This window comes from Streptomyces sp. NPDC044063 (genome assembly GCF_056434285.1).
In genome coordinates, this window is sequence record NZ_JBWKFM010000026.1 from 18,174 (window position 1) to 32,110 (window position 13,937).

Sequence of the window (13,937 nt, forward strand, 5' to 3'; positions counted from 1 at the left end):
GCGGCAGGCGGTCACCGATCGGACAGGGCCCCGTCGATCTCACGACGGGAGGAGATCCCCAGCTTGGTGAAGACCTTGCGCAGGTGCCACTCGACCGTGCGCGGGCTGAGGAACAACCGCGCGCCGATCTCCGCGTTCTGGTGCCCGCCAGCCGCGAGCCGGGCTATCCGGGCCTCCTGCGGGGTCAGGACCGGCGTGCCGGGAGTCCGCTTGCGGACGGTTTCACCGGTGGCGAGCAGCTCTCGCCGGGCTCGCTCGGCGTACGCCTCCATGCCCATGGCGGAGGCCGCCTCGTGCGCCCCGCGCAGCTCGGTGCGGGCCTGGGCCCGCCGGTTTTGGCGGCGCAGCCATTCGCCGAGCAGCAGCCGGGTCCGGGCCTCGAACACGCCGAGCCCGCCCCGGGCGAAGTGGTCGACGGCCTCGCGGTAGCGTTCCTCGGCCTGCTCGGGTTCTCCGGTCAGTGCGTCGGCCACCGCCTGCGCGCCGAGGGCCCAGGGGGTGCCGGCCCGGCCCCAGTCGGCCAGTCGCTCGCGCGCCCGGGCCGCCACGGCCGGATGGCCGGCCCGGGTCGCGGCCTCGACGAGCTCGCTGCACGTCCAGTGGTGCACGACGAGGTCCTGGTACTCCCCTCCTCGCAGCGCCGCTTCCATGGCGAGCGGATAGTTGCCCAGACCGTTGTGGAGGACGGCCCGCGCGCACGCCGCCATGCCGGTGAGACGGCCCAGACCGCGGTGCTCGCCTTCTCTTTCCATCGCCCCGATCAGTTCCAGGGCCGGTTCTTCCTGCCCCCGGTACGCGCTGAGCAGGGCCGTCGAGACCATGCTGGTCGCCACGCCTGCCGCTTCCTCGACGGCCGCGGCGGCGGCCTCGGCAAGTAGATCCCGGGCTTCGGAGAAGCGCCCCGCGTAGACCAGCGAGGCCGCCCGGTAGGGCAGCGCCGTCGAGAGGATCGACAGCGTGCCCGTCGTCCGGGCGAAGCTGACCGCCCGGCCGGTGATGTCCAGCCATGCCTGGAGATCGCCCAACTCCACGGCCGCGTTCGCGGCCGGCCACAGGACGGCCAGGTCCTCGTCGTCGGTGAGGGAGCGCAGCGCCCGCCCCAGCAGCGGGAAAGCGGCGACCGGCCCGTCCGTGGTCCACGCGACCAGGGCCCGGAGGAAGACTCCCGCCGTCTCGTCGCCGGGCGGCAGGTCGCGAGCCGCCCCGGCGGCTCGCCGCAATCCACTTTCGTCGTGGCGGCCGGCCCAGATGGCCGCGCCGAACGCCGCGAGGCAGGTCTCCCGCGCGCCGGCCGGATCGAGGTCCCTGAGGCGGCCCGCCGCGTCGAGCAACGGTTGCACCGCGCCGAGCCCCGGGTCGGTCATCGACGACGCTTTGGCCCGCAGCCGGCTGGCGTCGGCCGATTGCAGCGGGTCGAGCGGCCCCAGCTCGGCGGCGGCGAGCAGGTCGGGCACCCGGGCCGGCACGCCCGCCTCGAGGTGGGCCCCCGCGGACGCCAGCGCGCGCCGCGCCCGCTCCTTCGGGTCGGGGCTGAGCGCGGCGGCCCGTTCCAGGAAGGAGGCGGCGGCCGCTCGTCCGCCGCGTGCCAGGGCCCGGTCGGCGGAGCGCTCCAGCGCGGCGGCGACCTGCTCGTCCGGCCCGACCGCGGCGTGTGCCCGGTGCCAGGCCCGCCGGTCGGGGTCGCGCTCGGCGTCGGTGGCCTCGGCCAGCGCGCGGTGCGCCGCACGGAGGGTGGCGGCGTCCGCGCCGCGCCAGACGGCCGAACGCACCAGCGGGTGGCGGAACCGCACCGAAGGCCCCAGGGTGATGAGGTCCGCGGCCTCGGCCGGTGCCGCGGCCTCGATCCCGATACCGAGCAGGCGCAGCGCATGCCACAACAGCGGTGCGTCACCGACCGGTTCGACCGCCGCGACCAGCAGCAGGGCGCGGGTGTCGGCCGGCAGCGCGTCGACGCGCCGGCGCAAGCCGTCCTCGACCCGGGTCGCCAGCGGGCCGGCGCCGGGTCCTCCGAAGCCGAACGCCAGCTCCGCCGGTGACAGGTCCCGGGGCAACTCCAGGAGGGCGAGCGGGTTTCCACCGGTCTCGGCGACGATCCGGTCCCGTACGCGGGCGTCGACCGGCCCCGGAAGCGCGCTGTCGAGCAGGGACCGTGCGTCGGCGTCGGCCAGCCCGCGCAGGGTGAGGTCCGGCAGCCCGGAAAGGCGCTCTTCCTTTTCCCCGTCGGTGATCCGCTCGGCGAACACCAATGCCACCGACTCGGCGTCCAGCCGGCGCCCGACGAACGTGAGGATCCGCTGGGACATCAGGTCCAGGCACTGCGCGTCGTCGACCAGGCACACCAGCGGGGACTCGGCCGCGGCCTCGGCGAAGAGACCCAGGACCGCGATGCCGACCAGCAGCATCTCGGGGGGATTCCCCGCGCTCAGGCCGAACGCGATACGCAGCGCGTCCTGCTGTACCGACGGCAGTCGATGAAGATGCGACAGCAGCGGGGCGCACAGGCGTTGCAGGGCCGAGTAGGCGAAATCGGACTCGGCTTCGACGCCGGCCGCGTACACGGTCTGCAGCGGTGCGGCCCGCTCGGCCAGACGGTCGAGCAGGGCCGATTTGCCGACGCCGGCTTCGCCTCGCAGCACCAGCACCCGGCTGCGCCCGTCGCGCACGTCGCGCAGCAGGCGGTCCAGTGCCGCCAGTTCCCGTTCCCGCCCGAGCAGCCGGCGTTTCGCGTGGTGCGGCATGGGACCTCCGGTATGGGTTCCTCCCAGAGGAGCTTCACCCATCCTACGATCATCCGGGCCCGCTGACCTGCATGGATTCGGTCACCACCGCCGGCTGTCATCGCCGCGGCGAGTCGGCCTGTGACACCCCCTCGGTCCGGCTCAGTGCGTCGCGCAGTGCCGCCCGGGTCGTGATGCCCAGTTTGGGGAAGGTGCGGTACAGGTGCGAGCTGACGGTTCGCGGTGACAGGTGTATCCGCTTGCCGATCTCCTTGTTCGTCAGGCCGCTCGCGGCCAGGTCGGCGATGCGGCGTTCCTGCCAGGTCAGCGGGGGCGGGTTCGGCGTCCGAGCCGGTTCCGGCGTCGAGGCGCGGGGCGTGGTACCGGTCGCGTGCGGCGCGGCCCGGGCCCTCTCGTGGCCGATGAGGACTTCGACCGGGAGATCGCTCGACCGGCCGGCGAAGGCGAAGCGGGTGGGCAGTTCCAGCAGGGCCAACGGGTTGCCCTGGGCCTGCTCGAGGACGACCCGGCGGAGCCGTCGGCTCAGATCCGGGTACCGGTGGTCCAGCAGGCGTGCCGCGTCCTCGTCGGCGAGGGCGGCGATCGGCAGTTCGGGCAGTGCGGCGGTGTCGAAGCGCGACGGGATGTCGGTGCGCACCGCGACCAGCAACTTCACCGGGCTGCCGGCCAGGCGCCGGCCCACGAAGCCGCAGACGTCGGCGCTCGCGTCGTCCAGCCACTGTCCGTTGTCGAGGACCAGCAGGGGCGACCGCTGAGCGGAGGAGAGCGACAGCAGGTCGAGGACGGCGATGCCGAGCGTCATGACCGACGGCGGATCGCCCTGCACTCCGCCGAACACGGCGTCGAGCGCCGCCCGGCTCCCGTCGCCCAAGCGCGCCGCGTCGGCGAGCAGCGGATGGAGGAACTGGTGCAGCCCGGCGTAGGGCAGCGCCGACTCCGCCTCGACGCCGGCGGCCCGGATGACGACGTGACCCTCCTGCTCCGCCGACGCGGCGGCGTGGCTGAGCAGCGCACTCTTGCCGGCCCCCGCCTCCCCTCGCAGGATCAGGGCCTGGCCCGTGGTGGACTTCAGGAACGCCGCGAGCTCCGTCTGTTCGGCCTCGCGGCCCACCATCGCCGTGGTGATCGATTTCATGCCCATCCTGTCTCTTCCCGGTATCGCTCTCACCGCGCGGCAGCCCCCGACAGCGTCGGCCATTGCCGCGTGGTTCCCCCGCAGGCCGACGTGGAGCCGTGCGTGGGGCGGTGCGAGGGTGGCGGCACAGCGGAACCCGTCACGGGTCGGCCCCTTCGTACGGCGGATGCCGGCCGGCATCCGCCGCTCACGATGCCGGGGCCGGGGTCCCGTCGAGCCGGTGTCGAACCCTGGCCGGTACCCGGGCCGACGCATCGCGCACCCGGAAGCGCGGGGGCGGGAGCGTCGTCACGTGTTAATATCGAATGTTTGCGCGACTGCGGCAGTGGGTGTTTTCCGTCCGCCCGGTCGCCCTCGCTCACCTTGTTGGTCGGCCGCTCGTTCCTGCCGGGCCTTCCTCGGTACGTTCCCTATACGGAAGGCTCCTCATGAACCACCCCGGCACCGCGCCCGTGGCCTCCTTCGCCGAGCTGGGGCTGCCGGCCGCGCTGCTGCGCACGCTCGGTGAGCGTGGGCTGCGCGAGCCCTTCCCCATCCAGGCGGCCACTCTGCCCGACGCCCTCGCCGGACGCGACGTCCTGGGGCGTGGGCGCACCGGATCGGGCAAGACGCTCGCCTTCGGCCTGCCGCTGCTCGCACGGACGGCCGGGCGGCGCGCGCAGCCCAAGCAGCCCCTGGCCCTGGTGCTGGTGCCCACCCGGGAGCTGGCCCAGCAGGTCACCGAGGCGCTCGCGCCGTACGCCGGTGCGCTGCGGCTGCGGATGGCCACGGTCGTCGGCGGCATCTCGATCAGCCGGCAGATCGCCGCGCTGCGCGAGGGGGCCGAGGTTCTCGTCGCCACCCCCGGCCGTCTGCACGACCTCATCGAGCGCAAGGCCTGCCGTCTGGACCGGATCAAGATCACCGTCCTCGACGAGGCCGACCAGATGTGCGACATGGGCTTCCTGCCGCAGGTCACCGAGGCACTCGACCAGGTGAGCCCCGACGGCCAGCGCATGCTGTTCTCCGCCACCTTGGATCACGGCGTCGACCACCTGGTCAGCCGCTACCTGAACGACCCCGTCGTCCACTCCGCCGACCCCTCCGCGGGCGCCGTCACCACGATGGACCACCACGTCCTGGTCGTCCACGGCCCCGACCGGTACGCCGTCATCACGGAGATCGCCGCCCGCGACGGCCGCGTCCTGCTGTTCCTGGACACCAAGCACGCCGCCGACCAGCTCACCCGGCACCTGCGCGCCAACGGAGTACACGCCGCGGCCCTGCACAGCGGCAAATCCCAGCCCCAGCGCACCCGGACCCTCGCCCAGTTCAAGAACGGCCAGATCACCGCCCTGGTAGCGACCAACGTCGCCGCCCGCGGCCTGCACATCGACGACCTCGACCTCGTCGTCAACGTCGACTCACCCACCGACCCCAAGGACTACCTCCACCGCGTCGGCCGCACCGCCCGCGCCGGTAGGACCGGCACCGCCGTCACCCTCGTCCTCCCGGGTCAGCGCCGCGAGACCAGCCAGCTGATGACGGATGCCGGCATCCGGCCGACCATCACCAAGGTCCGCTCGGGCGAGGCGGAGCTGAGCCGGATCACCGGGGCCAAGGCCCCTTCCGGTACCCCGCTCGACGGTGCTCCCGCCGCACCCCGCGCCAAGAACACCAACACCCCCTTCCGCGGCCTGGGCACCAGCAAGGACACCACCCGCCACACCGGCGGCAAGTCCCGCAAGGCCAACGAGGCCCGCAAGCTCGCCGAAGCCCGCAAGGCGGCACGAGTACGCCGCGGCAACTGAGACGGGGCGACAGCCCGCACACCCGCTCTCACCCGGCCGCCAGCTGCCGCCTGAGCTCGTCGGTCACCGCCCGTACTCCGGGCGAGACCCAGCGCCGACGGTGCCGCGCCAACTGGACAGGGACGTCGGGGATCGCCGGGCCCGGCACCACACCCAGCCGGCCGGCACGCAGCGCGTCCTCGACAGTGGCGCGGGGCAGTACGGTCAGGCCGAGCCCGGCCGCCACGCACGAGCGAGCCGCCTCGATACTGCCGAAGCGCGTCAGCCGCGTCCGGGAGCCCGGAACCGCCAGCAGGCGGTCGGCGAGCCGGTCGCTGTAGGAGCAGCCCTGTTCGTGGAGGAAGAACGCCTCCCCCGCGAGCTCCTCCCAAGTGACCGGCTCCTCCCGCCCAACGAAAGGGTGCTCGGGAGGGCACAGGAGGACCAGCGGTTCGTCCGCGAGGTGTTCGACGTCGATGTCGGGAGCGTCGACGCCGTCTTCCAGCAGCAGTGCCACGTCCAGACGACCTGCGCGGAGGCCCTCAAGAGCCTCCGCGGTTCCCGCAGGCGACAGATCGACCTCAAGGCCGGGGTGGAGCCGGCGCAGAGCCGCGATGACACCGGGCAGCCGGGCCGAGCACAGCGTCTCACCGGCTCCGATCACCACCCGGCCGGCAGGCGGCCCGCCGGCGGCGGCCGCCGCGCGCAGCCGTGACTCCGCGTCCAGCACGCTCTCCGCCTCGCCCAGCAGACGCCTGCCGGCCTCGGTGACCGCCACACCCCGCGGCAGCCGGTCGAAGAGCCGGGTGTCCAGCTCCTTCTCCAGCGCCTGGATCTGGGCGGTGACCGTCGACTGGGCAAGGTGCAGCTCGGCGGCCGTCGCGGTGAAGCTCCGGGTTCTGACGACAGTGGTGAAGGTACGCAGGAGTCGGGTGTCCACACGGCACAGCATAGAAGGTGCCATCGGTTTATTAGATGGATTGCATCGGAATCCATCGCTTGTCCCGATCCCATGGGTGAGGGAGAGTCAGGACATGACCACCGAAGTTCTGCGCTACGCCGCCTTCACCACCGACCCCGCCGGCGGCAACCCCGCGGGCGTCGTCCTCGACGCCGCCCACCTCGACGACACCGCGATGCTGGAGACCGCCGCCCGCGTGGGCTACTCCGAAACCGCCTTCATCACCGAATCCGACCCGACGGCACGGCGCTTCCGGCTCCGGTTCTTCAGCCCCCTGGCCGAAGTCGCGTTCTGCGGCCACGCCACCATCGCCACCGCCGTGGCCCTCGCCGAACGCCTCGGCCCCGGTGAGCTCACATTCGACACCGAGGTGGGCGAGATCCCGGTGGCGACGACCACCGACGGGCAGGGCGCGGTCCGGGCCACCCTCACCAGCGCACCCACCCGCTCCCTGCCGGCCGGGGACGCCGAGCTGGACGCGACACTCGCCGCCCTGGGCTGGGCCCGTACGGACCTCGACCCGGCGCTGCCACCACACGTCGCCTACGGCGGCAACCAGCACCTCGTCGTGGCCGTGACCTCCCGCGCGCGACTGGCCGATCTCTCCTACGACTTCGACGCCCTGGCCGACATCATGCGAACCCGGGGCTGGACCACCGTCCAGCTGATCCACCGGGAGAACGAGCAGCTCTTCCATGCCCGCGACCCCTTCCCGGTAGGGGGCGTCGTGGAGGACCCCGCCACCGGGGCGGCCGCCGCCGCCCTCGGCGGATACCTACGCGCCACCGGCCACATCCACCGGCCCACGACCATCCGTATCCGCCAGGGCGAGGACATGGGCCGCCCCAGCGACCTCACCGTCGACATCGACCCCGCCGAGGCCCGCGTACATGTCACCGGCCAAGCGACCCCCATACCCCAGTAGCAAAGCCCAACCGACCCGGACGGCACGGTGAAGGCCCCTGCCGTCCGGGCCTCTCGTCAGGCTCGGGCGAGTGTTTGTCGTAGTTCCTCGCTGTTGTAGAACTCGTCCATCGTGCACAGCCCCGGCATCAGGGCGAAGTAGCGGTCGACCAGCGTCTGGTTGGTCGACAAGGCCCGCAGGAAAGGCTTCCTGTCCTCCGGACCCGCCAGCGCCGCCACGTCCAGGGTGCCGCGGTAGAAGTCCATGAACCCCTCCTCCAGGCCCCGTGCGTAACGCGCACAGGCCGCCTCCAGCGCCACCGGGTCGTGCAGGTCCTCACCGATCTCGTCGGTGAGCATCCGCACCTGCAGAAACGCATCCGTGATGCCCCGGGCCGCGATCGAGTCCTTGCTGTGGGCCGCGTCGCCGATCAGGGCCCAGCCGGGGCCCGACGCCCTCCGCATGAAATTCAGCTGTTCGCCCGTACCGTAGAGCCGCTCGGCCTGGCGGGCGGCGGACAGACGGTCGGCCAGCCCCGGGGCCGTGGTGGCGAGCGCCTCCAGATACGCGGATCGGGCGTCGGCGCGCACCTGCCGGAACTCCGACTGGGGAAAGTACGCCATCACCAGCGTCCGCCCGTCGTGGGTCGGCACCACACCCACCGACCGGCCCGCGCGTTCGTACAGTTCCCAGTGCCGGGGAAGGCCCTCCCGCGTGGGGAGGTCCTCCCAGTAGCTGTAGTACGTACAGGTCATCGGCGCGTCCTCGGCGATCATCGGAGCGCCGACGAATCGCGCGACCGACGAGCGCATACCGTCCGCGCCGATCACCAGGTGCGCCCGCTCGGTGGTCTCACCCCCGCCGGCTGTCCTGCAGCGCACACCGACCACCCTGCCGTCCTCCTGGAGCAGGCCGGTGACCGTGCACCCCTCGCGGAACTCCGCGCCGGCCTCGACCGCGGCGTCGGCCAGGATCGGGTCGAGCACGAAACGCCGGGGCGCGTACGTCGTGCTGTGACCGTCGGCCGGCAGGAAGGAAGCCTCCAGCCGGACACCGGCGGCCTCGTAGCCGACCCGGTCGATCGGCGGGCAGCCAGTGGCCCGTAGCCTCTCCAGCAGCCCCCACCGGTCGAGCATCGCGACCGCCGGTTGATGGAGGTAGTGCGAGGAGAGCTTGTCCTTGGGGAAACGCGCCTTCTCCAGGAGCAGGACGCTGTACCCGGCACGGGCCAGGAGCATGGCCGCCGGCGCTCCCGCGCAGCGTGCTCCCACCACGATCACGTCGTACACGACGCCCGCCCTTCATCCGTCCCCGGCCGGCCGAGCATCGTCGCGCAACGGTGCAGCTCACCCGCCATCGTGCGACACCGCTCCAGCAACGGGCCCAGAGGAGCCTTCACGCCGCCCACCAGGGTGAAGTCGTCGGCACACGCGGCGACCTGTGTGGGCACCACCCAACCGCCCAGTGCCTTCGCGACCGTGCGCAGCTGCTCACAGACGACGTTCCCGGTGCGCGGGCCGCTGCCGTGGGCCAGGAGCCCGACAGCCTTGTCCGTGAAGGCATCACCCGGCAGCGTGTCCAGCGCGGTCTTGAGCAGACCGGAGTACCCGGCGTGATGGACGGGGCTCGCCAGCACGATGGCGTCGGCGTGCGCCGCCACGCGGTACAGAGCCCCGAGGTCGGAGCACTCGGCGAGGTCCACGGAGTCGACGGTGGCGCCGAGTTCGCCCAGCGCGCCGCCGGCGACCCCCGCCAGGGTGCCGGTGGCGGACCGGGGACTGGGGCTGCCGCTGATCAACAGCACGCGCACGGTCAGGGCTCCTTCCGGCCCTGGGCCGCGACAAGCGTCCAGGGGCTGGGCGTGGCCAGGGCCTGCCGGGGCTTGCTGTGGGCCCAGTGGCGTACGGACGCGGCCATCACCTCGCCCGGGTCACGTACGGGACGGGTCGGCTCGAAGGGCTCGGCCATGCTGGTGTAGCTCTGGAACATCGCGAGCAGGTTGACGGCCTGCTGCTGCATCGGCGAGAGCCACTGCCGTGACAGAGGCAGGAAGAAACGATTCCAGCTGTCGGTGGGAACCATCGGCGGTATGGCGATCGGATCGACACCGTGAGACGCCCGGAACGTGTTGATCGTCTCGCAAGTGATCTCGACAAGGGTGCTCAGACGCAGGCTGGCCCCACCCGCGGCGATGACCTCGGTGCGCGGCGCGGCCGGGTCCGGGGCGGGGCCCAGGGCGGCCTGCGCGATCGCGTCGGCGACCTCGTCGAGCGGGCTGATCTCGGCGTAACCGTCCGGGTCGCCGACGACCACCGCGGCGAGACCGGAGACCAGGGCCGGGAAGAGGGTGTAAGGGCCGGAGAAACGGGAGATACGGCCGTCGGCACGGCTGCCCATGACCAGCGGCGGGCGGATCACGGTGGTGGGGCCGGCGTGCTCGGTGGCGACGATCTGCTCACAGACCGCCTTGGACCACTCGTAGCCGTTGCGGTAGCCCTCGAACTCGGCGCCCCGCAGGTCCTCGGGATTGCGTACTCCTCCGACATAGGCGGTGGAGACGTGGACGACATGGGTTTCGGGGCCGGCCAGGGCCAGGACGGCGCGCAGGGTACGGATGTTGGCGTCGGTGGCCTCGTCGCGGGTCATCGTCCAGCGGGTCGAGGCGGCGGTGTGCACGATGACGTCCCAGTGACCGGCCAGCTCCGCCGGTGCCGGTTCGCTGCCGATGTCCCAGCGGACCAGGGGCGCGTGGGCGTTACGGCGTGCGGTGCGGACGAGATCGATGCCCAGGGGGCCGGTGCCCAGGGGTGCGGCGGTGTCCAAGGATGCGGCGGTGCGCAGGCGGTCGGCTACTTCCGTGCCGACGACGCCGGTCGCCCCGGTGAGAAGGATGCGCATGACGGATCTTCCTGTCTTCCTGTGGGGAACAGGGTGCGGATGGGTCAGTGCCCGGGGGTCAGCACAAGGCAGGCGTTCTGCCCGCCGAAACCGAAGGAGTTGGAGAGGACCGGAGCCAGGGACACACTGCGGGGCGTGCCGGCCACCACGTCGATGCGGTCGGACTCGGAGCAGGTGGTGAGGTTGGCGACGGGCGGGACCGTACGACGCTGCGCGCAGACGAGGGCGACCGCGGCCTCGAGCGCTCCGGAGCCACCGATGAGATGGCCGGTGACGCCCTTGATCGAGGTCACGGGCGGCGCCTGGCCCTCGAAGCAGCGGTCGATGGCGGTGGCCTCGGCCTTGTCGTTGAGCTGGGTGGACGTACCGTGCGCGTTGATGTGCCCGATGTCCCCCGGGCTCAGCCCGGCATCGGCGATCGCACGGGCCATACAGGCGGCGGCCGCGGCACCGTCCGGCTGCGGGGCCACGATGTGGAAGGCGTCGGAGTTCGTCGCATAGCCCGCGACCTCTCCATAGATCCGCGCACCACGGGCGAGTGCGGCATCGCGCCGCTCCAGGACCAGCACGGCGGCCCCCTCCCCCATGACGAAGCCGTCACGGTCCGCGTCGAAGGGGCGACTGGCCTGGTCAGGGGCGTCGTTGCGCGGGGACAGGGCCCGCATCCGGGCGAAGCCGCTGAGCATGATGGTGGTGATCGCCGAGTCGAAGCCGCCGGTGACGACCGCGTCGAGTTCGCCGTACTGGATCCTGCGGGCGGCCTCGCCGATGGCGTTGGTGCCGCTCGCGCACGCCGTGGTGTAGGTGAGGCACGAGCCCTGGAAGCCGTAACGCATGGCGATGCGGCCGGCCGCCGAATTGGCCATGGTGCGGGGGACGGTGTGCACGGGCATACCCATGGGGTCGGCGCCGTGGTTCAGGACGGTCGCCTCCATGGTGGGCAGTCCGCTGATGCCGGTGCCGAGGTGGACGCCGACGCGGTCCGGCGGCAGCGGGGGCAGCGCCGCGTCCTGGACGGCGTCGACGGCGGCGCACAGGGCCAGTGCGGTGGGCCGGTCGATCTGTCGCAGTTCGCGATGGGTGATGTAGGGCTCCATGTCGAAGTCCGGGACCCGGCAGGCGAAACGCACCGGGGCGTCCTGCTCGGCCAGGTCGTCGACGAGGGCCGCGGTGGACTTGGCCGACATGACGGTGGTCATGACCTCGTCGAGGGTCGTGCCGGCGGGGCTCTTGATGCCGATGCCGGTGACGACGACCCGAGGGCGCCCGGCGGGGGCGCAATTTGGGGAAAGCTGGGGCGAGGTCACCGGTCGGCCTGCCGTTCCGTCAGGAGGGCTATGGCGTGGCCGACGTTGTCGGCCCGCACCAGGTCCTCGGGGGCGATCTGCATGCCGAGGGCGCGTTCGAGCTGGGCACCGATGGCCATCAGCTCCAGGCTGTCGATGCCGTAGTCGGCTTCGAGGTCGGTGCTGTCGGTGATGGCGTCGGGTGTGGTGCCCAGGACGTCGGCGATGGTCGCCCGGACGGCGTCGGCCAGTTCATCGGCGGTGACGGCCGGGCCGGTGGCGGGGGCCTGCTGCGTTGCGGTGTCGGTCATGTCGGTACTCCTGGAACAGGGTCGGGCAAGGTGGAACGAGCTCTGCCGAGCGTGGTGGGGCCGCCGGCGAGCGTGGTGGGCGTGGCCGGTCAGTGGGTGGCCAGGGCGCGGGCCGCGCCCTCCAGCGCGGCATCGAGAATCCCCAGGGCCTCGTCGAGCTCCTCGACCGTGGTCGTGAGCGGAGGCAGCAGCCGTACGGTCGTGGGGCGGCTCAGACAAGGCGATACGAGCAGGCCGGCGTTGGCCAGGCCGACGACGACCTCACCCGCGGCCTGAGGCGCGGTGAAATCGATGCCCCGCAGCAGACCCCGGCCGCGGAATCCGCTCATCACCGCCGGGTGACGCTCCTGGAGGGCCTCCAGTCCCGCGGTCAGTCGATCGGACAGCATGCGGCCGTGGTCGGCCAGGTCCTCCACCGCCGCCAGGGCGGCCGGCAGCACGGCGCAGCTGAGCGGGTGTCCCCCGAACGTCGCCGAGTGCAGGAACGGGTCGGCGGCCAGGGGCGCGTAGAGCAGGTCCGAGCAGACCACGGCGGACAGCGGCACGATGCCACCGCCGAGCGGTTTGCCGACGAGCACGGCGTCGACGGGGATCCGTTCGGCGAGGGCGACCGAGCGTTCGCCGCAGCGCCGCAACCCGCACTGGATCTCGTCGGCGATGACGAAGGCGCCGTGCGCGTGGGCGTCCAGCGTCCACTTCCGCAGCACGTCGGGGTCGAGGGGCAGGGCACCGTTCTCGCCCTGGACGGGCTCGAAGATCACTGCGGCGACCGGGGCCTGGGCACACTCCCTGCGGACCGCGTCGGGGTCGCCGGGGTCGATGTGGACGACGTCGACGGTGCAACCGCGCAGTCCGGTGCGGAACAGGGGGCTGTGGGTGAGCGCCAGCGCGCCGAGCGTCTTGCCGTGGTAGGCGCCGCGCACCGCCAGTACCCGGTCGCGGCCGGAGGCGAGGCGGGCGAGCTTGACCGAGACCTCCACGGCGTCGGAGCCGTTGAGCCCGAAGTAGACCTTGGGCAGGGTGCCACCGAGGTAGTCGGCGAGGACGGCGGCGGCCTGGGCCGTGACGGGGTTGGCCAGGCTCCGGGTGGAGGTGGGCATCACCTCCAGTTGCCGCTGGACGGCGGCCACGACGTCGGGGTGGCGGTGGCCCAGCAGGGCGACGGCGTAGGAGCCGAAGTCCAGGACGGAGCGGCCGTCGGAGAGGGTGACCCGTGAGCCCGACGCGGCGGATTCCACGGCGCCCTTGCCGGCGAACTTGCCGGTGAGCGCGAGCTTCGGGGACTGATGCCTGCGCAACTGGTCGAAGACCACGGCGGGCGGGGTGGCGGCCTGGGGCGAGCCGGTCATGTGCGACCTCCTGGGAGAGGGACCGAAGGGTGAGGAGCGGGGAGGGCGGTGGCCCGGCCGGGTGCCGGGCCACCGTTCAGGCGGCGGTGCCGGGCCACCGGTCAGGCGGCGGTGCCGGTCAGGCGGCGCTCCAGCGCCGTGAGCATCTGCTCGGCGTTCTCCCGCAGCGCGGTGGCCGCGACGGGGTTGAGCATCTCGGCGAGCAGCGGGATGCCGATGTCGAACTCGACGTGCAGGGAGACCAGGCTGCCGCCGCCATCGGCCGGGCGGACGGCCCAGTGGCCGACGAAGTGGGCGAGGTCGCCGCTGACCTGGTGGAAGTCGAAGCGGCGGGCCTCGTCGTCGATCCGCTCGGCCTCGACCCATTCGAGGACGGATCCCTTGAGGTGGACGGACCACGCGGTCGTCCGCTCCTGCGGACCGCTCTGCTCGACGACCGTGACGGACTGGACGCTGTCCATGCACGCGGAGTAGCTCTCGACGTCCACGACGGCGGCCCAGCTCTGGGCGGGCGGGGCGGCGATGGGCAGCTCTACTTCGACGCGGGGCATGAGGACCTGCTTTCTGTGTTCCTGCGGAGGATGGA

The 13,937-nt window shown here is 72.6% G+C and carries 12 protein-coding genes; 2 read left to right on the forward strand and 10 right to left on the reverse strand.

Annotated features, from left to right (window positions below):
- Positions 1–11: 11 nt before the first annotated feature.
- Together AC07BS_RS27045 and AC07BS_RS27050 are read right to left on the reverse strand one after the other, a co-directional pair.
- Entirely contained in the window at positions 12–2,738 is a 2,727-nt protein-coding gene (locus AC07BS_RS27045; protein ID WP_478934758.1) for an ATP-binding protein, read from the reverse strand.
- 97 nt (positions 2,739–2,835) lie between these two features.
- Positions 2,836–3,873 carry a helix-turn-helix transcriptional regulator gene (locus AC07BS_RS27050; RefSeq protein WP_478934759.1) on the reverse strand — a complete coding sequence of 346 codons (1,038 nt, stop codon included), beginning with the start codon at positions 3,871–3,873 and terminating at the stop codon, positions 2,836–2,838.
- A gap of 428 nt (positions 3,874–4,301) precedes the next feature.
- Here AC07BS_RS27050 and AC07BS_RS27055 point away from each other — a divergent pair, with 428 nt between their 5' ends.
- Positions 4,302–5,663 (forward strand): DEAD/DEAH box helicase, encoded by a 1,362-nt coding sequence (locus AC07BS_RS27055; RefSeq protein ID WP_478934760.1) that lies wholly within the window; start codon positions 4,302–4,304, stop codon positions 5,661–5,663.
- 28 nt (positions 5,664–5,691) lie between these two features.
- Here the strand turns inward: AC07BS_RS27055 and AC07BS_RS27060 are convergent, their stop codons facing one another.
- Positions 5,692–6,582, reverse strand: coding sequence for a LysR family transcriptional regulator (locus tag AC07BS_RS27060; protein WP_478934761.1), 891 nt, complete (start codon positions 6,580–6,582; stop codon positions 5,692–5,694).
- 94 nt (positions 6,583–6,676) lie between these two features.
- On the opposite strand from AC07BS_RS27060, the gene AC07BS_RS27065 reads away from it, so the two are divergent.
- Positions 6,677–7,528, forward strand: coding sequence for a PhzF family phenazine biosynthesis isomerase (locus AC07BS_RS27065; protein ID WP_478934762.1), 852 nt, complete (start codon positions 6,677–6,679; stop codon positions 7,526–7,528).
- 56 nt (positions 7,529–7,584) lie between these two features.
- Here AC07BS_RS27065 and AC07BS_RS27070 read toward each other — a convergent pair whose 3' ends face one another.
- From AC07BS_RS27070 to AC07BS_RS27100, 7 genes are all read right to left on the reverse strand, one after another.
- Entirely contained in the window at positions 7,585–8,796 is a 1,212-nt protein-coding gene (locus tag AC07BS_RS27070) for an NAD(P)/FAD-dependent oxidoreductase (protein WP_478934763.1), read from the reverse strand.
- Positions 8,784–9,317, reverse strand: a complete 534-nt coding sequence (locus AC07BS_RS27075; RefSeq protein WP_478934764.1) for an NADPH-dependent FMN reductase — start codon at positions 9,315–9,317, stop codon at positions 8,784–8,786. Before AC07BS_RS27075 ends, AC07BS_RS27070 begins: the two co-directional genes overlap by 13 nt.
- A gap of 2 nt (positions 9,318–9,319) precedes the next feature.
- A complete protein-coding gene (locus tag AC07BS_RS27080) occupies positions 9,320–10,405 on the reverse strand; it encodes an SDR family oxidoreductase (RefSeq protein WP_478934765.1) in 1,086 nt (361 codons plus the stop codon).
- A 44-nt stretch (positions 10,406–10,449) separates the two neighbouring features.
- Positions 10,450–11,712 (reverse strand): beta-ketoacyl-[acyl-carrier-protein] synthase family protein, encoded by a 1,263-nt coding sequence (locus AC07BS_RS27085; RefSeq protein ID WP_478934766.1) that lies wholly within the window; start codon positions 11,710–11,712, stop codon positions 10,450–10,452.
- Positions 11,709–12,002 (reverse strand): acyl carrier protein, encoded by a 294-nt coding sequence (locus AC07BS_RS27090; protein ID WP_478650566.1) that lies wholly within the window; start codon positions 12,000–12,002, stop codon positions 11,709–11,711. Before AC07BS_RS27090 ends, AC07BS_RS27085 begins: the two co-directional genes overlap by 4 nt.
- Before the next feature lie 89 nt (positions 12,003–12,091).
- The gene (locus tag AC07BS_RS27095) at positions 12,092–13,351 is read right to left on the reverse strand and encodes an aspartate aminotransferase family protein (RefSeq protein WP_478934767.1); all 1,260 of its coding nucleotides are present in this window, start codon (positions 13,349–13,351) and stop codon (positions 12,092–12,094) included.
- Between the two features lie 101 nt (positions 13,352–13,452).
- The gene (locus tag AC07BS_RS27100) at positions 13,453–13,902 is read right to left on the reverse strand and encodes a type II toxin-antitoxin system RatA family toxin (RefSeq protein ID WP_478650562.1); all 450 of its coding nucleotides are present in this window, start codon (positions 13,900–13,902) and stop codon (positions 13,453–13,455) included.
- Between the last annotated feature and the right edge of the window lie 35 nt (positions 13,903–13,937).